Annotated in this window: 17 protein-coding genes; 11 read left to right on the top strand and 6 right to left on the bottom strand. The window is 71.2% G+C overall.

Going from position 1 to position 18,753, the window contains the following annotated elements; genetic code table 11:
- The first annotated feature begins 1 nt into the window (after position 1).
- Both ABZ192_RS02265 and ABZ192_RS02260 read left to right on the top strand, forming a co-directional pair.
- Positions 2-850 carry a hypothetical protein gene (locus ABZ192_RS02265; protein WP_356922631.1) on the top strand — a complete coding sequence of 283 codons (849 nt, stop codon included), beginning with the start codon at positions 2-4 and terminating at the stop codon, positions 848-850.
- A 24-nt stretch (positions 851-874) separates the two neighbouring features.
- On the top strand, positions 875-1,708 hold the full coding sequence (locus ABZ192_RS02260; RefSeq protein WP_356922630.1) for a PaaX family transcriptional regulator C-terminal domain-containing protein: 834 nt from the start codon (positions 875-877) through the stop codon (positions 1,706-1,708).
- Positions 1,709-1,714: 6 nt separating this feature from the next.
- Here ABZ192_RS02260 and ABZ192_RS02255 read toward each other — a convergent pair whose 3' ends face one another.
- The 4 genes from ABZ192_RS02255 to ABZ192_RS02240 are packed head-to-tail and all read right to left on the bottom strand — an operon-like array spanning position 1,715 to position 5,493.
- On the bottom strand, positions 1,715-2,170 hold the full coding sequence (locus ABZ192_RS02255; RefSeq protein WP_086854653.1) for a MaoC family dehydratase: 456 nt from the start codon (positions 2,168-2,170) through the stop codon (positions 1,715-1,717).
- 11 nt (positions 2,171-2,181) lie between these two features.
- On the bottom strand, positions 2,182-3,690 hold the full coding sequence (gene menE, locus ABZ192_RS02250; protein ID WP_356922629.1) for an o-succinylbenzoate--CoA ligase: 1,509 nt from the start codon (positions 3,688-3,690) through the stop codon (positions 2,182-2,184).
- A 10-nt stretch (positions 3,691-3,700) separates the two neighbouring features.
- Positions 3,701-4,576: an amidohydrolase family protein gene (locus tag ABZ192_RS02245; RefSeq protein WP_086601287.1), complete on the bottom strand. Its 876-nt coding sequence runs from the start codon at positions 4,574-4,576 to the stop codon at positions 3,701-3,703.
- A complete protein-coding gene (locus ABZ192_RS02240; RefSeq protein ID WP_356922628.1) occupies positions 4,576-5,493 on the bottom strand; it encodes an SDR family oxidoreductase in 918 nt (305 codons plus the stop codon). The genes ABZ192_RS02245 and ABZ192_RS02240 overlap by 1 nt, the downstream gene beginning before the upstream one ends.
- Before the next feature lie 213 nt (positions 5,494-5,706).
- Here ABZ192_RS02240 and ABZ192_RS02235 point away from each other — a divergent pair, with 213 nt between their 5' ends.
- The 4 genes from ABZ192_RS02235 (at position 5,707) to ABZ192_RS02220 (ending at position 9,716) form a co-directional block, all read left to right on the top strand.
- Entirely contained in the window at positions 5,707-6,132 is a 426-nt protein-coding gene (locus ABZ192_RS02235; protein WP_356922947.1) for a MarR family transcriptional regulator, read from the top strand.
- 79 nt (positions 6,133-6,211) lie between these two features.
- The gene (locus tag ABZ192_RS02230; protein ID WP_356922627.1) at positions 6,212-7,561 is read left to right on the top strand and encodes an MFS transporter; all 1,350 of its coding nucleotides are present in this window, start codon (positions 6,212-6,214) and stop codon (positions 7,559-7,561) included.
- On the top strand, positions 7,558-8,928 hold the full coding sequence (locus tag ABZ192_RS02225) for a DUF6351 family protein (protein WP_356922626.1): 1,371 nt from the start codon (positions 7,558-7,560) through the stop codon (positions 8,926-8,928). Before ABZ192_RS02230 ends, ABZ192_RS02225 begins: the two co-directional genes overlap by 4 nt.
- Positions 8,925-9,716, top strand: a complete 792-nt coding sequence (locus ABZ192_RS02220; protein WP_356922625.1) for an IclR family transcriptional regulator — start codon at positions 8,925-8,927, stop codon at positions 9,714-9,716. The genes ABZ192_RS02225 and ABZ192_RS02220 overlap by 4 nt, the downstream gene beginning before the upstream one ends.
- Before the next feature lie 30 nt (positions 9,717-9,746).
- On the opposite strand, the gene ABZ192_RS02215 is transcribed toward ABZ192_RS02220, so the two are convergent.
- Complete coding sequence (locus tag ABZ192_RS02215; protein ID WP_356922624.1) at positions 9,747-10,202, bottom strand: VOC family protein; 456 nt, start codon at positions 10,200-10,202, stop codon at positions 9,747-9,749.
- Positions 10,203-10,400: 198 nt separating this feature from the next.
- Between ABZ192_RS02215 and ABZ192_RS02210 the strand changes: the two genes are divergently transcribed.
- On the top strand, positions 10,401-11,795 hold the full coding sequence (locus ABZ192_RS02210) for a glycoside hydrolase family 16 protein (protein WP_356922623.1): 1,395 nt from the start codon (positions 10,401-10,403) through the stop codon (positions 11,793-11,795).
- A gap of 78 nt (positions 11,796-11,873) precedes the next feature.
- Here ABZ192_RS02210 and ABZ192_RS02205 read toward each other — a convergent pair whose 3' ends face one another.
- Entirely contained in the window at positions 11,874-12,761 is an 888-nt protein-coding gene (locus tag ABZ192_RS02205; RefSeq protein ID WP_356922622.1) for an AraC family transcriptional regulator, read from the bottom strand.
- Positions 12,762-12,936: 175 nt separating this feature from the next.
- On the opposite strand from ABZ192_RS02205, the gene tkt reads away from it, so the two are divergent.
- The 4 genes from tkt to opcA form a co-directional block, all read left to right on the top strand.
- The gene (gene tkt / locus ABZ192_RS02200) at positions 12,937-15,012 is read left to right on the top strand and encodes a transketolase (protein WP_356922621.1); all 2,076 of its coding nucleotides are present in this window, start codon (positions 12,937-12,939) and stop codon (positions 15,010-15,012) included.
- Positions 15,013-15,031: 19 nt separating this feature from the next.
- Positions 15,032-16,177, top strand: a complete 1,146-nt coding sequence (gene tal, locus ABZ192_RS02195; protein ID WP_356922620.1) for a transaldolase — start codon at positions 15,032-15,034, stop codon at positions 16,175-16,177.
- A complete protein-coding gene (gene zwf / locus ABZ192_RS02190; RefSeq protein WP_356922619.1) occupies positions 16,174-17,841 on the top strand; it encodes a glucose-6-phosphate dehydrogenase in 1,668 nt (555 codons plus the stop codon). The genes tal and zwf overlap by 4 nt, the downstream gene beginning before the upstream one ends.
- The coding region (gene opcA / locus ABZ192_RS02185; protein ID WP_356922618.1) for a glucose-6-phosphate dehydrogenase assembly protein OpcA at positions 17,838-18,753 on the top strand (916 nt) is incomplete at its 3' end. The genes zwf and opcA, both read left to right, overlap by 4 nt.

Here is an 18,753-nt window from a genome sequence, read left to right as displayed (position 1 = left end):
GATGAGACGCCAACTGCTCACCGCCACCGCGTTATTAGGTGCCTTCACGCTGGGTGCCGGCACGGCCTCGGCCGCCGGTGCCCCGCAGTGGGCCGAGACCGGCGCGGCGTACACCGACACCCTCGGCGGCGGGCAGGGCCTGGCCAGCCGCGCGGACGGCTCCCTGCTGTACCGCGGGCTGGCCTCCATCCCGTTGGACCTGCGGGTCAAGGGCTGGAACCACATAGGCGACCCGGACATCGCGCGCGGCCATGTCTTCGACGCCTACCAGGGATCGGACACGGCCACGTCCAAGATGTTCGCGGTCACCACCCCGGCCGGGAAGCGCTACGAGTACGTCCACCCGCTGAACCCGGGCGAGAAGCTGAACAACTCTTTCGCCGCCGTCTCGCCCGACGGTCAGTGGCTGGTCTCGGGCGAGTGGGGCACGCAGAACCGGCTCCAGGTCTTCCCGGCGCCCCTGCTGAACCCCTCCACGCCGCCCACCGGCGGTGAGCTGAAGGAGGCCGGGCAGATCACCCTGGACAAGCCGGTGCGTGACATCCAGGGCTGCGACTTCGTCGCCGACACCCGCCTGCTGTGCGCCTCGAACGACGCCTCGGGCGCCCTCTTCCCTCAGATCCGGCCGCTGCTCCAGGTCGACCTGCCCCGCAAGCCGGACGGGCAGCCGGTCACCGGCACGGTGACGAGCCTGTTCGCACTGCCGCAGCGCAGCGTGTGCACGGGCGCCTTCGAGACGGAGGGCGTCGACCACGACACGAACAGCGGCACCCTGAGGACGCAGATGATCCCGCCGGGCGTGTGCGCGGTGACGACGGCCGTGCACGCGTACCGGCAGGTCACGGACTGATCGGGCGGAGGTACGGTGGGCCGCGTGACCGGTGAAGAGTCGCTGCGGCCCCAGTCCCTCATGCTGACGTTCCTGGGCGACCAGGTGCTCGGACGCGACGTGTGCGTGTACTCGGGCAGCGTCATCGACGTGTTCGCCCGCGCCGGGATCGGCGAGCAGGCGACCCGTTCGACGTTGACCCGCATGGTCAACCGTGACCTGCTGCGCCGCCAGCGCGAGGGCCGCCGGATGTACTTCGGGCTGACCGGGCGCTCGGAGGCCGTGCTGCGCGACGGCGAGCGGCGCATCTGGCAGACCGGCGCCGTCAACCGGCACTGGGACGGCACCTGGACCCTGCTCGGCTTCTCCCTGCCCGAGTCCTGGCAGCGCCAGCGCCACGACCTGCGCTCCCAGCTGACCTGGAGCGGCTTCGGCCCGCTGTTCAACGGCCTGTGGATCGCGCCGGGCGAGGTCGACGTGTCGGCGCTGGTCGCCGAGCTCGGTCTGTCCGCCCATGTGAAGGTCTTCCGCGCGCACGCCGACGCCGGGATGGACATCGGGCAGATGATCGAGGAGACGTGGGAGCTGTCCGACCTGGCCGGGCGTTACGAGGCGTTCGTACGGCGCTGGCAGTCCTGGGAGGACCGGCTGCCGGAGGCCGACGACGCGCTCGTGCTGCGGCTGCGGCTGCAGACCGAGTGGCTGCGGATCGTCCGGCGCGATCCGCGCCTGCCCGTCAAGCACCTGCCGGACGACTGGCCGGCGGAACAGGCCGAGAAGACGTTCCGGACGGTGCACGACCGGCTCTCACCGCTCGCGCGTGACGCCTCGGAACGCCTGCTCGACCTGGTGCCCGCGCGGCCGCAGCCCCAGGGGTAGGTGGCCTCAGGCGTAGAACCGCGACAGGCTCTGGAGCACCGCGGCCGGCTTGGCGCCGCCCTCGATCTCGATGGCGCCGTCGACGGTGATCTGCACGCCGCCCGGCACCTCCTCGACCTCGGCGAGCTTCGCCGTCAGCCGGATGCGGGAGCCGACCTTCACCGGGGAGGGGAAACGCACCTTGTTGAGGCCGTAGTTGACCTTCGTCGTCACGCCCTGGACGTCCAGCAGTTCGGTGAACAGCGGGATGAACAGGGAGAGCGTGAGGTAGCCGTGCGCGATGGGGGCGCCGAAGGGGCCCTCCTTGGCCTTCTCGGGGTCCACGTGGATCCACTGGTGGTCCCCGGTCGCGTCGGCGAAGGTGTCGATCCGCTCCTGCGTGACCTCGATCCACTCGCTGGTGCCGAGGTCGCTGCCCGCGAGCTTCTTCAGTTCGTCGAGGCCGTTGACGGTGATGCTCATGGAGCCGTCCTTCACTGGGAGTCGGTGCCGTAGCGCTTGCGCACACGGGATTTCAGGAGCTTCCCGGAGGCGGTGCGGGGCAGTTCGTCCGCCACCACGACCGACTTCGGGATCTTGTACTTGGCGAGGCGGCCGGCGAGCGACGCGAGCACCTCGTCGGGGTCGAGTGCGGCGCCCTCGCGGGGTACGACGACCGCGCGGGGCACCTCGCCCCACTTGTCGTCGGGCACCCCGATCACCGCGCATTCGACGATGTCCGGGTGGGCGAGGAGCTGGTCCTCGATCTCGGCCGGGTAGATGTTCTCGCCACCGGAGATGATCATGTCCTTGATGCGGTCGACGATGTAGACGTAGCCGTCCTCGTCGACCTGGGCGGCGTCGCCGCTGCGGAACCAGCCGTCCGCGAAGGACGCGGCCGTCTCCTCGGGCAGCCCCCAGTAGCCGGGCATGACGTGCGGCCCGCGCACCACGATCTCCCCGACCTCGCCGACGTCGACCGGCGCGAGGTCCGGACGTACGACGCGTACGTCGCTGAAGAAGTGCGGCACGCCCGCCGATCCCGCCTTGCCGACGGCGTGCTCGGCGTCCAGGAAGAGCGTGCCGGGGGCGGCCTCGGTCATGCCGTAGCCCTGGAGGAAGGTCAGGCCGCGCCTCTGGTACGCCGCGATCAGCGGGGTCGGGACCGGGGAGCCGCCGCAGGTCAGGATGCGCAGCGACGACAGGTCGGCGTCCGGCCAGCGCGGGTGCCGGGCCACCTGGTCGAACATCGTGGGCACGCCGAACATGAAGGTGATCCGGTGCCGTTCGATCAGGTCGAAGGTGGCGTCCGGGTCGAAGGCCTCGACCAGGACGCAGGTGCCGCCCTTCAGCAGGACCGGGAGGGTCAGCATGTTCAGGCCCGCGGTGTGGAACAGCGGGGCGGAGACCAGGGCGCGTTCGTCGGCGACCAGGTCGTGGTCGATGAGGACGTTGATCGCGTTCCAGGTGAGGTTGCCGTGGGTGAGCATCGCGCCCTTGGGGCGGCCGGTCGTGCCCGAGGTGTACATGATGATGCAGGTGTCGTCCGGGGCGACCGGCGTGTCGATGGGCTCCCGGGAGGCGGTGGCCAGCGCCTCCTCGTACTCGGCTCCCGTTTCGACATAGATGCGCACGTCCGCACTGCCCGGCAGTCCCGCGACGAGACCGGCGTGCGAGGGGCCGTAGAGGAGGGCCTTGGCGCCGGAGTCGGCGAGCTGGTAGGCGATCTCGGGGCCGGCCAGACGGGTGTTGAGGGGGACGAAGACCGCGCCGAGCGTGCCGGCCGCGAACAGGGTCTCCAGGTAGGAGGGGTGGTTCGGGCCGAGGTAGGCGACGCGGTCGCCACGGCGCACGCCCCTGTCGCGCAGGGCGTGGGCGAGGCGGGTGGTGCGGTCGTACAGGCCGGCGTAGGTGTGGGTGGTGTCGCCGTGGATCAGGGCGGTGCGGTGCGGGGTCTTGCGGGCCCGGCGTGCGGGCCATGACCCCAGTCCCTCGTTGCGCATGTCACGCCCCTTACGGTTTCGTCAGCCCGAGCAGACGGGCGGCGTTCTCCTTGAGGATCTTCGGCCGGACCTCTTCCTTGATCGTCAGCTTGTCGAAGTCGGCGAGCCAGCGGTCGGGGGTGAGGACGGGGAAGTCGGAGCCGAAGAGCACCTTGTCCTTCAGCAGCGTGTTCGCGTACTGCACGAGCTGCGGCGGGAAGTACTTCGGCGACCAGCCGGACAGGTCGATGTGCACGCCCGGCTTGTGCGTGGCGACGGCCAGGGCCTCGTCCTGCCAGGGGAACGACGGGTGCGCCAGGATGATCTTCAGGTGCGGGAAGTCGGCGGCGACGTCGTCCACGTGCAGCGGGTTGGAGTACTTGAGCCTGATCCCGCCCCCGCCGGGCACGCCGGCGCCGATGCCGGTCTGGCCGGTGTGGAACAGGGCGATGGTGCCGGTCTCCTCGATCACCTCGTAGAGGTCGTACGCCACCGACCGGTCGTTGGGGAAGAAGCCCTGGATGCTGGGGTGGAACTTGAAGCCCTTCACCCCGTACTCCTCGACCAGGCGCCGGGCCTGCTTCACCCCCGCCTTCCCGCGGAAGGGGTCGATGGAGGCGAAGGGGATGAGGACGTCGGCGTTGGCGGCGGCGGCCTCGGCGACCTCCTCGTTGGGGACGGGCGCCGTGCCGGTGGCGGACTCGGCGTCGACCGTGAAGATCACGGCGGCCATCTTCCGCTCGCGGTAGTAGGCGGCGGTCTCCTCCAGGGTCGGCTTCCGCTTGCCCTCGACCTTGAAGTAGGCGGAGGAGGCGTCGTGCAGGTCGTCGTCCAGGGAGGAGTGGCCCTTGGAGGACACCTCCGCGTGCGTGTGGACGTCGATCGCGACGAGGTCGTTCAGGTCCATCACGCCTCCGGGAACTTCGGCGCCGGGATGCCGACCGACTGGAGTTCGGCACCGACCGAGGTGGGCCAGGCGTCCGCGAGGGTGCCGGGGGTCCAGCCGCCGTCGGCGTAGGCCGCGCTGATCTCCTGCGGATGCGACCAGAGTGCCACCTTGTCGCCGCCGATGCCGATGCACTGGCCCGTCACGCCGCGCGCGGCCTCGGAGGCCAGGAACGGGACCAGGGCGGCGCAGTCCTCGGGGGTGCCGAAGCCCTCGCCCTTGCGCAGGAAGTCCGGCAGCGGCTCGCCGTTCCTCATGGCGTCGATGTACGGGGCGAAGGCCGGGATCGTCTCGGTCATCGCGGTCGCGGCGACCGGCACGATCGCGTTGACGGTGATGTTCGCGCGGCCCAGCTCCATGGACCAGGTGCGGGCCATCGCCGCGATGCCGGCCTTGGCGGCGGCGTAGTTCGTCTGGCCGAAGTTGCCGCGCTGGCCGGCCGGGGAGCCGACCAGGATCAGCGAGCCGCCCTCGCCCTGCTCGCGCATCCGGACGGCCGCGGCGCGGGCGCAGGTGAAGGTGCCCTTGAGATGGGTGGTGATCACCGCGTCGAAGTCCTCGTCGGTCATCTTCCACAGCACCTTGTCGCGGAGGATGCCGGCGTTGGTGACGAGGACGTCCAGCCGGCCGAACTCCTCGACCGCGCGGGCGACCAGCCGGTCCGCCGCCTCGGCCGTACCGACCGGGACGACCTCCGCCACGGCCTTGCCGCCCGCCTCGGTGATGGACTTCACGGCCGCCTCGGCCACCGCCTCGTCGACGTCGTTGACGACCACGGAGGCGCCGTGGGCGGCCAGGGCGTGGGCGTAGGCGAGGCCGAGGCCCCGGCCGCTTCCGGTGACGACGGCGGCCTTGCCGGTGAGATCGATGGTGGGCACGGGTGAGTCCCTTCGCATGGGGTGCGGCTACGAGTCGCATGGGGCGGCTACGAGATCGAAGCTAAGAGCAATAATTGTTGACGTCAATAGTTGTTGCCGACCGTGGGGTGCGCCAGACTGTGTCCAGCACCGGAAATCGCCGCGACCAGGGAGCCCGCCATCAGCCGCCAGCACGCCACCAACCCGGCCCCCATCGACGCCCACGAGCCGTGGATGCGCGGGCTGCACGCCGACACGGGCTACCTCCTGTACCGCCTGGGCCTGCGCTCGGGACAGCTCTTCAACGCCTGCCTCCAGGAGTCGGGCCTGCGTCTGCGCCATTACGCGGTGCTGCGCTTCCTCGCCACCTCCGAGGGCGTCCTCCAGCGCGAGCTGAGCACCCGGCTCGGCTACGACCCGAGCGCGATCGTCGGCCTGGTCGACGACCTGGAGAAGCAGGGCTTCGCCGAGCGCCGCCCCTCCCCCGACGACCGCCGCAGCCGGATCGTCGTGCTGACCGAGAAGGGCCGCGTGTTCCTGCGCGACACCGACGAGGCCGGCCAGCGGGTGACGAACGAGCTTCTGGGCCCGCTGGACCCGGCCGAGCGGGACGCGCTGCACGCGCTGCTGCTGCGGATCGCCGAGGACGGACTGAACTGATGTTGTGCAAATGATTGACGGCCGCACGGGAGATGCATAGCTTCATCGGCCAACCGAGACCCGTCCCCAGGGAGCTCCCGTGCAGCCATCCCCTTCTGCCGCTCAACCCGCCCCCGATTCACGGCAGTTGCGCCGCGTGGCCGTCTCCGGCCTGCTCGGCACGGCCGTCGAGTTCTACGACTTCCTCGTCTACGGCACGGTCGCCGCGCTCGTCTTCGGCGAGCTGTTCTTCCCCCGGGCCGACCCGGCGGTCGGCACCATCGCGGCGTTCGGCACCTTCGCCGCGGGCTATCTCGCCCGCCCGCTCGGCGGCATCGTCTTCGGCCACTTCGGCGACCGGATCGGCCGCAAGTCGATGATGCTGCTGACCATGGTCCTGATGGGCTCGGGCAGCTTCCTCATCGGCCTGCTGCCCACCTACGACGCGATCGGCGTCTGGGCCCCGATTCTGCTGGTCGCCCTGCGCGTGGTGCAGGGCATCGCGATCGGCGGCGAGTGGGGCGGCGCGATGCTCATGGTCGTCGAGCACGCCGAGCACACGCAGGGTTCCCGGCGCGGCCTGTGGTCCAGCTTCACCCAGCTCGGTGCCCCGCTCGGTTCCGTGCTGTCGGCCGGTGTGGTCACCCTCGTCGCCGGTCTGCCCGACGACGAGTTCCGCTCCTGGGGCTGGCGGGTGCCGTTCCTGCTGAGCATCGTGCTGCTGGCCGTCGGGCTGTTCGTGCGCCTCAAGGTCGCCGAGAGCCCGCTGTTCGCCCAGGTCAAGCGGCAACCGATGGACAAGCCGCCGATCCTGGAGGTGCTGCGCCGCCCGAAGCCCGTGCTGCTGGCCGCCTGCGTCGGCATCGGCGCGTTCACCACGCAGTCACTGCTGACCAGCTTCATGATCTCCTACGCCGTCGACGAGGGGTACACCCGCCCGCAGGTGCTGACCGCGGTGACCCTCGCCTCCTGCGTGGCCCTCGTCGTCCTGCCCGCCGCGTCCGCGCTGTCGGACCGGGTCGGCCGCCGGCCCGTCGTGCTCGCCGGAGCGGTCGCCTCCGCCGCGCTCGCCTTCCCCGTGCTGGCGCTGGTCGACTCCGGCTCGCCCGGACTGCTGATCCTCGCCCTCGCCCTCGGTCACGGCGTCGCCCAGTCCACGATGTACGGGCCGCTCGGCGCCCTGCTCACCGAGATGTTCGGCACCCGCGTCCGCTACACCGGCGCCTCCCTCGGCTACCAGGCGGCCACCCTGATCGGCGCCGGCTTCTCCCCGCTCATCGCCGGCAGCCTCCTCGCCTCGTACGGGGGCGGGAGCACGCCCGTCTCGCTGCTGCTGTGCGCGGGCGCGGCGATCACCGCCGTCACCGTGTGGCGACTGCGCGAGACACACACCGACGCCCTGGACTCCCCCGCCGCCACCGCCCCCACCCTGGAAGGGACCCCGCGTTGAGGATCCGCCTCGCTCTGCTGACGGCCTGCCTGTCCGTGGCGACCGCACTGCCGGCGCAGGCCGCCGGCGCCACCGGCACCCACCTGGAGGGCGAGCTTTCCTCCGGCGCCGCGTACGTGATGGACGTCCCGGTGTCCTGGAACGGCACGGTGCTGCTGTACAGCCACGGCTACGCCCCCGCCGGATCCCCCAAGCGGGCCGAGAACACCCCGAGTGCGGCCGCCCGGGACAGGCTGCTGGCCGAGGGCTACGCCCTGATCGGCTCCTCGTACGCGACGAACGGCTGGGCCGTCACCGAGGCGGTGCCCGACCAGCTCGCCACGCTGGACCTGTTCACCGAGAAGTTCGGGGCGGCCCGGCGGACCCTCGCCTGGGGCACCTCGTACGGCGGCTTCGTCACCACGATGCTCGCCGAGCGGCACGCCGGCCGGTTCGACGGTTCGCTGTCGATGTGCGGGCTGGTGCAGGGCGGCGTCGCCAACTGGAACAGCACCCTGGACCCGGTGTTCGCGCTGCGCACGCTCCTCGCGCCGGACTCCGGGATCCGGCTCGCGGGCTTCGCCGGCCAGCCGGAGGCGGTCGCCGCCGGGAAGGCGCTCACCTCGAAGGTCGACGCCGCCCAGCGCACTCCGGAGGGCCGGGCTCGTATCGCCCTGGCCGCGGCCCTGCACAACATCCCCGGCTACAACGACGCCTCACAGACCGAACCGGGCCCCTCGGACTGGGAAACCCAGCAGGCCAACCAGTACACCGCCGTCCGGGGCCTGCTCCAGATGCCCGCGTTCAGCTGGCGGCAGGAGGCCGAGACCCGGGCGGGCGGCAACCCGTCGTGGAACACCGGTGTCGACTACACCGCCATGCTCGGCCGCTCCCCGCTGTACAAAGAAGTGAAGGAGCTCTACAAGGAGGCGGGGCTGTCCTTGCGTACCGACCTCTCGGCCCTGGGCCGGGCACCGCGGATCTCCGCCGATCCGCCGGCCGTGCGGTGGATGCGGAACACCAGCGTGCTCTCCGGCCGGCTGGCCGACCCCCAGCTGAACATCCACACGACCGGTGACGCGCTGATACCGGTGCAGGCGGAGAGCGCCTACCGGCGGGCGGCGACCGCGGCCGGCTCCGCACCGCTGTTCCGCCAGGCCTACGTCGACGCCCCCGGCCACTGCACGTTCACCCCCGGCGAGACCCTGGCCGCCCTGCACACCCTGGAGCACCGCCTGGACACGGGCCGCTGGGACACCTCGCCCGCCGCCCTCAACTCCCGTGCCACGGCGGCGGATCCGACGGCGGACCCCCGCTACGTCCCGTACCGCCCGGCCGCCTACCCCCGCCCCTACGACCTCGCCCACCCGGAAGACAGCCGGCCATGACCGCTCTGCCCCGAGACCTCGACCCCGCTCGCACCGGGGGTGCCCCCACCGCGACCGACCGGCTGCTGTCCGTCCTCGCGGCCTTCGACCACCAGCATCCGGCGCTGTGCCTGACGGACATCAGCCGGCGGGCCGGGCTGAGCCTGACCACCGCACACCGGCTGGTGGGCGCGCTCACCGAGTGGGGCGCCCTGGAACGGGACGAGTCCGGCGTCTACCACGTCGGGCTCCGGCTGTGGGAGATCGCCGCACTGGCGCCGCGCGGCCTCGCCCTGCGGCAGATCGCGCTGCCGTACCTGGAGGACCTGTACGAGGCGACGCACGAGAACGTGCAACTGGCGGTGCGGGACGGCTCGGACGTCGTCTACATCGAGTGGCTGTCGGGGCGCTCCGCGGTCGGCGTGCACATCCGCGTCGGCGCGCGGTGGCCGCTGCACGCCACCGGGGTCGGGCTCGCCCTGCTGGCCCACGGCGATCCGGAGTTCCAGGAGGAGTACTGCGCGGGCACCCTCGCGTCCTTCACGCCGTACACGATCACCGACCCGGCGCGGCTGCGGCGGGAGCTCGCCGGAGTGCGCCGGACCGGCGTGGCGGTGAGCGACCGCCAGGTCACGGAGGACGCCCTGTCGGTGGCCGCGCCGGTACGCACGGCGGACGGCTCGGTGACCGCCGCCGTGTCCATCGTGGTGCCACAGGCCGACGCCCAGGTGCCGGTACTGGTCCCGGCGGTACGGGTGGCGGCACGCGGCATCTCCCGGGCTCTGGGGTGGCGGCCGGAACGGCCCTGAGGCGGCGAATCCGGGGCGAGGAGTGTTCCCCTAGGCCACGCAGAACTCATTGCCCTCCGGGTCCCGCAGCACGACGCCGTAGTAGTCCATGTCCGGCTCGTCCATGACCCGCAGCACCGTCGCGCCGGCCGCGGTCAGCCGGTCCACCTTCGCCCTGACTCTCCGGGTGCGCTCCGGCAGGGGAACACCTCTCCCGCCGCCGACCTTCAGGTCGAGATGCACCCGGTTCTTGACGGTCTTGCCCTCCGGCACCCGCTGGAACCAGATGCGGGGCCCCTGCCCGTCCGGGTCGACGATCGACTCGGGGGTCTCCCCCACCCCCTCGGTCAGTTCCTCCTCGGGCACCCCCAGGTCAGCCCAGTAGGCCCGCCAGGTGGGGTGCCCGCCGGGGGCCGGTTCGGGCACGTATCCGAGGGCCTCGGTCCAGAAGGTCACGAGTCTCGCCGGGTCGGCGCAGTCGATGGTCAGCTGCAAGGTGACGTCCATGCCCTGAGCATCGCAGGAGGGTCTGACAACGGGCTCCAACGACCCGGTCAGCAGAGCCCGTTCAGAACATGGACTCATCAACCGCCCCGTACTTTTCCCGGCTTTACCTCTTGACGACCCGCGTGGCGTGGAGCACATTGACGGCACTCTGAGAGCGCTCTCAACCTCCCCGCACCCGTACCCGAGAGGCATCCCCACATGAGTGAAACCTCCGGCAGACCCCGTGCACGGCGGCCCTTGTGGCGGGCGCTCGTCGCCGTCGTCAGCACACTCGGCCTCGCCGCGGTCGCCGCCACCGCCGCGACTGACTCCGCGAGCGCCTCCGCGCCGCCGCCCCCGTCGGGCTGGAACCAGGTCTTCCTCGACGACTTCAACGGCCCGGCCGGCAGCGGCGTCAACACCTCCAACTGGCAGTACGCGACCGGCAAGGGCTACCCGGGCGGCCCCGCCAACTGGGGCACCGGCGAGATCGAGACGATGACGAGCAGCCCGGACAACGTCTCGCTCGACGGCAACGGCAACCTCCGCATCACCCCACGGCGGGACGGCGCCGGCAACTGGACCTCCGGCCGCATCGAGACCAACCGCACCGACTTCCAACCCCCCGCCGGCGGCAAGCTCCGCGTGGAGTCGCGCATCCAGGTGCCGAACGTCACCGGGGCCGCGGCCAAGGGGTACTGGCCCGCCTTCTGGATGCTCGGCGCCCCCTACCGAGGCAATTACTGGAACTGGCCGGCGGTCGGCGAGCTGGACATCATGGAGAACACCCAGGGCCAGAACACGGTGTTCGCGACGATGCACTGCGGCACCTCGCCGGGCGGCCCCTGCAACGAGACGAGCGGCATCGGCAGTTCGACCACCTGCCAGGGCACCACCTGCCAGGCCGGCTTCCACACCTACCGGATGGAGTGGGACCGCTCGACGAGCGTCGAGGAGATCCGCTTCTACCTCGACGGCGTCAACTTCCACACCGTGCGCGCCAACCAGGTCGACGCGACGACCTGGCGCAACGCCACGGACCACGGTTTCTTCATCATCCTGAACGTCGCGATGGGCGGCGGCTTCCCGGACGCGTTCGGCGGCGGGCCGGACGCCGGGACGCAGCCCGGCCACGCGATGGTCGTCGACTACGTCCAGGTGCTGTCGTCCGGTGGCGGCACCACGCCTCCCCCGACCGGCAACCGGGACGCCTACTCCCCCATCCAGGCCGAGTCCTATGACGGCCAGTCCGGCGTGATGACGGAGACGACGTCGGACTCCGGCGGCGGCCAGAACGTCGGCTCGCTGGCCAACGGTGACTGGCTGCACTTCAAGGGCGTGAACTTCGGCTCCACCGCTGCCCGGCAGTTCGGCGCCCGGGTCGCGAGCGGCGCGGCGGGCGGCGTCAGCGGACTGGTCGAGGTGCGGCTGGACAGCCGCAGCAACGCACCCGTCGGGAGCTTCTCGGTGGGCAGCACCGGCGGCTGGCAGTCGTGGCGGACGATCCCGGCGAACATCAGCGCCGTGACCGGTACGCACGACGTGTATCTGACCTTCACCAGCGGGCAGCCGGCGGACTTCGTGAACGTCAACTGGTTCACCTTCGGGCACTGACGATCCCGGCACGGGGCTCCACGCGCGCGTGGAGCCCCTTTTCGCTGCCCGGATTCCGTGGCCTCAGCTTCCGTCGCCTCAGCGCAGTTCCGCCCGGAACGCCGCCGGCGTCTGGTCCGTGTGCTGGTGGAAGAACTTGGAGAAGTTCGCGGCGTCGGGGAAGCCGACCGCCGCGCCGACCCGGCCGATCGGCAGGTCGGTGTGGGCGAGGAGGCGTTTGGCCTCCAGGACCACGCGCTTGTCGATGAAGGCCTTCGGCGTGTCCCCGGTCGCGCCGCGGACCGCGCGGACCAGGGTGCGGCGGGAGTACCCGAGCGCGTCGGCGTAGGCGCTGACGCTGTGGTTGGAGGCGAAGTCCTTCTCCACGGCGTCCCGGAAGAGCGTGAAGGTGGAGTCGGACGTCTGCCGCACCGACTCCGCCGTACTGGCGGCGAGATGGGAGAGCCGCAGCAGGAACGCCGTCAGCGAGTGGCGCAGGACGGCGGTGTGCAGGCTCAGCGGCAGCGTGTCCGTGTCCTCGTACTCCCGGCGGAGCTGACCGAGCGAGTCGCGCAGACCGGCGAGTTGGGCCGCGTCGGGGCGCAGCAGCGGCGGCAGGTCGTAGCGGTACAGGCCGGTGGCCTCCACGGTCGCGCGGGGCAGGAAGCCCGGCTGCATGGTCAGCACGGTTCCGCGGTACTCGCTCGTGCGGGAGAAGCGGTGGACCTGCCCCGGGCGGATCCACAGCAGGTCCCCGGCCGTGGCCTCGTACTCGGTGAAGTCGACCATGTGCCGGACCGGGCCCTCGCCGAACAGCAGCACGACGTGGAAGTCGATGCGGTGCACGCGCTCCAGGGGCGCGTCGGCGTGCCAGGTCCGGCCGGTGCCCATCGGGCCGACCTGCATGCCGACGCCGCCGACGCTCAGCTCGACCGGGAAGGGGAACGTTCTGATCCCGTCGCCGCCTTGGATGCCTCTGTCTGCCATATCTGTCATATCCACCATGTCCACCTCATGCCGCCCCGTTCGCGCGCCGCGCCGCCCGCGGGTGTCCCACTTTCACCACAGGCTGGCACACGGCGACCTTCCCTCGAAAAAGTCAGACTTTTAGATTTGAAGACGTCAGACCAGCCACTTCGTTCCTATCGAGGACTTCTTGAAGATGAGCACGCAGACAGCGGACCGCTTCGAATGGACCGAACTCGACCGGCGTGCCGTCGACACCGCCCGCCTGCTGGCGGCCGATGCCGTCCAGCGGGTCGGAAACGGCCATCCCGGCACCGCGATGAGCCTGGCGCCGGCCGCCTACACGATCTTTCAGAAGGTGATGCGGCACGACCCGGCCGATCCGGAATGGACCGGCCGTGACCGCTTCGTCCTCTCCCCCGGTCACACGTCGCTGACCCTCTACACGCAGCTGTACCTCGCGGGCTACGAGCTGGAGCTGGACGACCTGAAGGCGTTCCGCACGCACGGCTCGAAAACGCCCGGCCACCCCGAGTACGGGCACACCGCCGGTGTGGAGACCACCACCGGCCCGCTCGGCCAGGGCGTCGCCAACGCGGTCGGCATGGCGATGGCCGCCCGCTACGAGCGCGGCCTGTTCGACCCCGAGGCCCCCGAGGGCGAGTCCCCCTTCGACCACACCGTCTGGGCCATCGTCTCCGACGGCGACCTCCAGGAGGGCGTCTCCGCCGAGGCCTCCTCGATGGCCGGCCACCAAAAGCTCGGCAACCTGGTCTTCCTCTACGACGACAACCACATCTCCATCGAGGGCGACACCGCGACCGCGTTCTCCGAGGACGTGCTGAAGCGGTACGAGGCGTACGGCTGGCACGTCCAGCGGATCGAGCCGCTAGAGGACGGCGACGTCGACGTGCACGCGCTGTACGCGGCGCTGAAGGAGGCTCAGGCCGAGACCGGGCGCCCCTCGATCATCGCGATGCGCACGATCATCGCCTGGCCGGCCCCGAACGCGCGCAACACCGAGGCCTCCCACGGCTCGGCGCTCGGGGAGGACGAGGTCGCCGCCACCAAGCGCCTCCTCGGCTTCGACCCGGAGAAGACCTTCGAGGTCGCCGACGAGGTGATGGCGCACACGCGCGGGGCCCTGGACCGGGGTGCCGAGGCGCACGCCGCCTGGGACAAGCGGATCGCCGTCTGGCGCGGCGAGAACCCGGAGCGGGCCGCCACGTTCGACCGGGTCAGCAAGGGCGAGCTGCCCGTCGGCTGGGAGGACGCCCTGCCGGTGTTCGAGCCGGGCAAGGCGGTCGCCACCCGTGCCGCGTCCGGCAAGGTGCTCCAGGCCCTCGGCGCGGTCGTCCCCGAGCTGTGGGGCGGGTCGGCCGACCTGGCCGGTTCGAACAACACCACCATCGACAAGACGTCGTCCTTCCTGCCGAAGGGCAACCCGCTGCCGGAGGCCGACCCGTACGGGCGGACGATCCACTTCGGCATCCGTGAGTTCTCCATGGCCGCGGAGATGAACGGCATCGCCCTGCACGGCAACACGCGCATCTACGGCGGCACGTTCCTTGTGTTCTCGGACTACATGCGCAACGCCGTCCGGATGTCGGCCCTGATGCAGCTGCCCGTGACGTACGTGTGGACGCACGACTCCATCGGCCTGGGCGAGGACGGCCCGACCCACCAGCCGGTGGAGCACCTGGCCGCGCTGCGGGCCATCCCGGGCCTGAACGTCGTACGCCCGGCCGACGCCAACGAGACCGCGCTCGCCTGGGCCGAGATCCTCCGGCGGCACACCACCGACCCGGCCCCGCACGGTCTCGCGCTCACCCGTCAGGGCGTGCCCACGTACGAGCCGGACCCGGACGTGGTCCGCGGCGGTTATGTGCGGGCCGAGGCGGAAGGCGGCGAGCCGCAGGTGATCCTGATCGCCACCGGTTCCGAGCTGCAGCTCGCCGTCGAGGCCCGTGAGCAGCTCCAGGCGGCGGGCGTGCCCACGCGGGTGGTGTCCATGCCGTCCGTGGAGTGGTTCGAGGAGCAGCCCCGGGCGTACCGCGAGAGCGTCCTGCCGCCGTCGGTGAGGGCCCGGGTCGCGGTCGAGGCCGGTATCGGCCTGACCTGGCACCGGTTCGTGGGGGACGCGGGACGCATCGTGTCCCTGGAGCACTTCGGCGCCTCCGCCGACGCCAAGACCCTGTTCGCCGAGTACGGCTTCACCCCCGAGAACGTCGTCGCCGCCGCCCGCGAGTCCCTGACCGCGGCTCGTGGCTGATCCGACCGCCCGAAAGAAGATGATCACTGTGACCGAAGCGACCGCGAGCGCGGGAGCACTCAAGCGCCTGTCCGACGAGGGCGTGTCGATCTGGCTGGACGACCTGTCCCGCCGGCGGATCGAGTCCGGCGGCCTGGCCGGGCTCGTGGCGACGGGGAACGTCGTCGGCGTCACCACCAACCCGTCCATCTTCCAGGCCGCCATCGGCTCCGGCGAGGGCTACGAGGAGCAGCTCGCCGACCTGGCGGTGCGGGGCGTCACCGTCGACGAGGCCGTCCGGATGATGACGACGGCCGACGTCCGCGCCGCGGCCGACGTCCTGCGGCCGGTGTACGACGCCACCGGCGGGCGGGACGGCCGGGTGTCCATCGAGGTCGACCCGCGGCTGGCCCACGACACGGCGGCGACCGTCGCCGAGGCCCGGCAGCTCGCCTGGCTGGTGGACCGCCCCAACGTGATGATCAAGATCCCGGCGACGAAGGCCGGCCTGCCGGCGATCACCGAGGTGATCGGCGCGGGCATCAGCGTGAACGTGACGCTGATCTTCTCGCTGGAGCGCTACCGCGAGGTGATGGACGCCTACATCGCCGGTCTGGAGCAGGCGCAGGCGGCCGGTCTCGACCTGTCGGCCATCCACTCGGTCGCGTCCTTCTTCGTCTCCCGGGTCGACTCCGAGATCGACAAGCGGCTGACGCTGCTGGGCACGGACGAGGCCCTCGCCCTGAAGGGCAGGGCGGCCCTGGCCAACGCGCGACTGGCCTACGAGGCGTACGAACAGGTCTTCGCCGGGCCGCGCTGGCAGGCCCTGGGCGGTGCCCGGGCGAACCGGCAGCGCCCCCTTTGGGCCTCCACCGGTGTGAAGGACCCCGCTTACAAGGACACCCTGTACGTGGACGAACTGGTCGCCCCCGGCACGGTCAACACCATGCCGGAGGCCACGCTGAACGCCGTCGCCGACCACGGTGACGTCCAGGGCGACACCGTCACCGGCGGTTACGCCCAGGCGCGTGCCGACCTGGCGGCCGTCGAGCGGCTCGGCATTTCCTACGACGAGGTGGTGCGGCAACTGGAGGACGAAGGCGTCGCCAAGTTCGAGGTGGCCTGGCAGGACCTGCTGGACGCGGTCACCAAGTCCTTGAACAGCAAGGGAGTTGACGCGGAATGACTGAGGGCATCCCCCAGACGGCCGAGCAGGAGACCATCGCAACCAAGGAGGACAAGGAGGCCCGGGCGGCGCAGGAGGCCGCCGGGGTCGAGCAGACCGGGGTGAGCGGCCGGGCCACATCGCGCCCGCAGTACACCGGCACCGACTTCGACAATCCCCTGCGCGACCCGCGCGACCGCCGTCTGCCCAGGATCGCGGGCCCGTCCGGGCTCGTCATCTTCGGTGTGACCGGTGACCTGTCCCGCAAGAAGCTGATGCCGGCGGTGTACGACCTGGCCAACCGCGGCCTGCTGCCGCCGGGCTTCTCGCTGGTGGGTTTCGCCCGCCGGGACTGGGAGGACCAGGACTTCGCGCAGGTCGTGCACGACGCGGTCCGGGAGCACGCGCGGACCCCGTTCCGCGAGGAGGTCTGGCAGCAGCTCGCCGAGGGCATGCGGTTCATCCCGGGCGACTTCGACGACGACACGGCGTTCAAGCAGCTGCGCTCCGCCGTCGAGGAGCTGGACGCCTCCCGGGGCACCAGCGGCAACTACGCCTTCTACCTCTCCGTGCCGCCGAAGTTCTTCCCCAAGGTCGTCCAGCAGCTGAAGAAGCACAAGCTGGCCGACGCCCAGGAGGGCTCCTGGCGCCGCGCGGTCATCGAAAAGCCGTTCGGACACGACCTCGACAGCGCCTGCGAGCTGAACGCGATCGTGCACGACGTGTTCGACCCGGAGCAGGTCTTCCGTATCGACCACTACCTCGGCAAGGAGACCGTCCAGAACATCCTGGCGCTGCGCTTCGCCAACCAGATGTTCGAACCGATCTGGAACCGGTCGTACGTCGACCACGTGCAGATCACCATGGCCGAGGACATCGGCATCGGCGGTCGCGCGGGGTACTACGACGGCATCGGCGCCGCACGTGACGTCATCCAGAACCACCTCCTGCAGCTGATGGCCCTCACCGCGATGGAGGAGCCCGCCGCCTTCGACGCGGCGTCGCTGCTCACCGAGAAGCTGAAGGTGCTGCGGGCCGTGCGGCTGCCGGAGGACCTGGGCCGGCACACCGTGCGCGGGCAGTACGCGGCGGCCTGGCAGGGCGGCACGAAGGTCCGCGGCTATCTGGAGGAGGAGGGCATCGACCAGGCCTCCACGACCGACACCTACGCCGCGATCAAGCTCCAGGTGGACAACCGCCGCTGGGCGGGCGTGCCGTTCTACCTGCGCACCGGCAAGCGGCTGGGCCGCCGGGTGACGGAGATCGCGGTGGTGTTCCAGCGGGCCCCGCACTCCCCCTTCGACTCCACGGCGACCGAGGAGCTGGGCCAGAACGCGATCGTCATCCGCGTCCAGCCGGACGAGGGCATGACGGTGCGGTTCGGCTCCAAGGTGCCGGGTACGTCGATGGAGATCCGCGACGTGACGATGGACTTCGCCTACGGCGAGTCGTTCACCGAATCGAGCCCCGAGGCGTACGAACGGCTGATCCTGGACGTCCTCCTGGGCGACGCGAACCTGTTCCCCCGTCACCAGGAAGTGGAAGAGTCCTGGAAGATCCTCGACCCGATCGAGCAGTACTGGGCCACGCACGGCCGGCCCGCGCAGTACACCTCGGGCAGTTGGGGACCCGCGGAAGCCGACGAGATGCTCGCACGAGACGGACGGAGCTGGCGCAGGCCATGAAGATCGACCTGACCGACACCACGGCAAGCAAGATCAACAAGGCGCTGGTGCAGGGCCGCCGCGCCATCGGCACGCCCGCCGTGGGCATGGTCCTGACGATGGTGATCGTCACGGACGAGGAGAACGCCTACGACGCGATCAGGGCGGCCGAGGAGGCCTCGCACGAGCACCCCTCGCGCACCCTGGTCGTCATCAAGCGGCACGCCCGCACCCCGCGCGACCGCACCCAGTCCCGGCTGGACGCCGAGGTCCGGGTCGGCGCCGACGCCGGCACCGGCGAGACGGTGATCCTGCGGACCTACGGCGAGGTGTCCGACCACGCCGACTCGGTGGTGCTGCCGCTGCTGCTGCCGGACGCCCCGGTGGTGGTGTGGTGGCCGATGGAGGCGCCGGAGGTGCCCTCGAAGGACCCGCTCGGGGCGCTGGCCCAGCGGCGCATCACCGACCTGTACGCGGTGGAGAACCCCCTGGAGATGCTGGAGACCCGGGTCCGCTCCTACGCGCCGGGTGACACCGACCTCGCCTGGACCCGGCTGACCCCCTGGCGTTCGATGCTGGCGGCGGCGCTGGACCAGGCCCGGGCGAAGGTGATCTCGGCGGCCGTGGAGGCCGAGGCCGAGAACCCGGCCGCCGAGCTGCTGGCCCGCTGGCTGGAGGCGCGGCTGCACGTCCGGGTCGACCGGGTGGTCACCGCCGGGCCGGTCGTGACGGCGGTACGGCTGGGCACGGAGAACGGCGAGATCGTCATCGACCGCCCCGAGGGACCGCTGGCCACGCTGACCCTGCCGGGCCAGCCGTCGCGCACCCTCGCCCTGAAGGTCCGTGCCACCTCCGAGCTCATCGCCGAGGAGCTGCGGCGCCTCGACGCGGACGAGATGTACGCCATCGCCCTGAACGGCGAGGCAACCGAGG

Origin of the sequence: Streptomyces sp. NPDC006235, assembly GCF_040613735.1 — a bacterium.
GTDB lineage: Bacteria > Actinomycetota > Actinomycetes > Streptomycetales > Streptomycetaceae > Streptomyces.
Note: the sequence above shows the minus strand (reverse complement) of the source record. Positions and strands in the feature narration are given on the sequence as shown.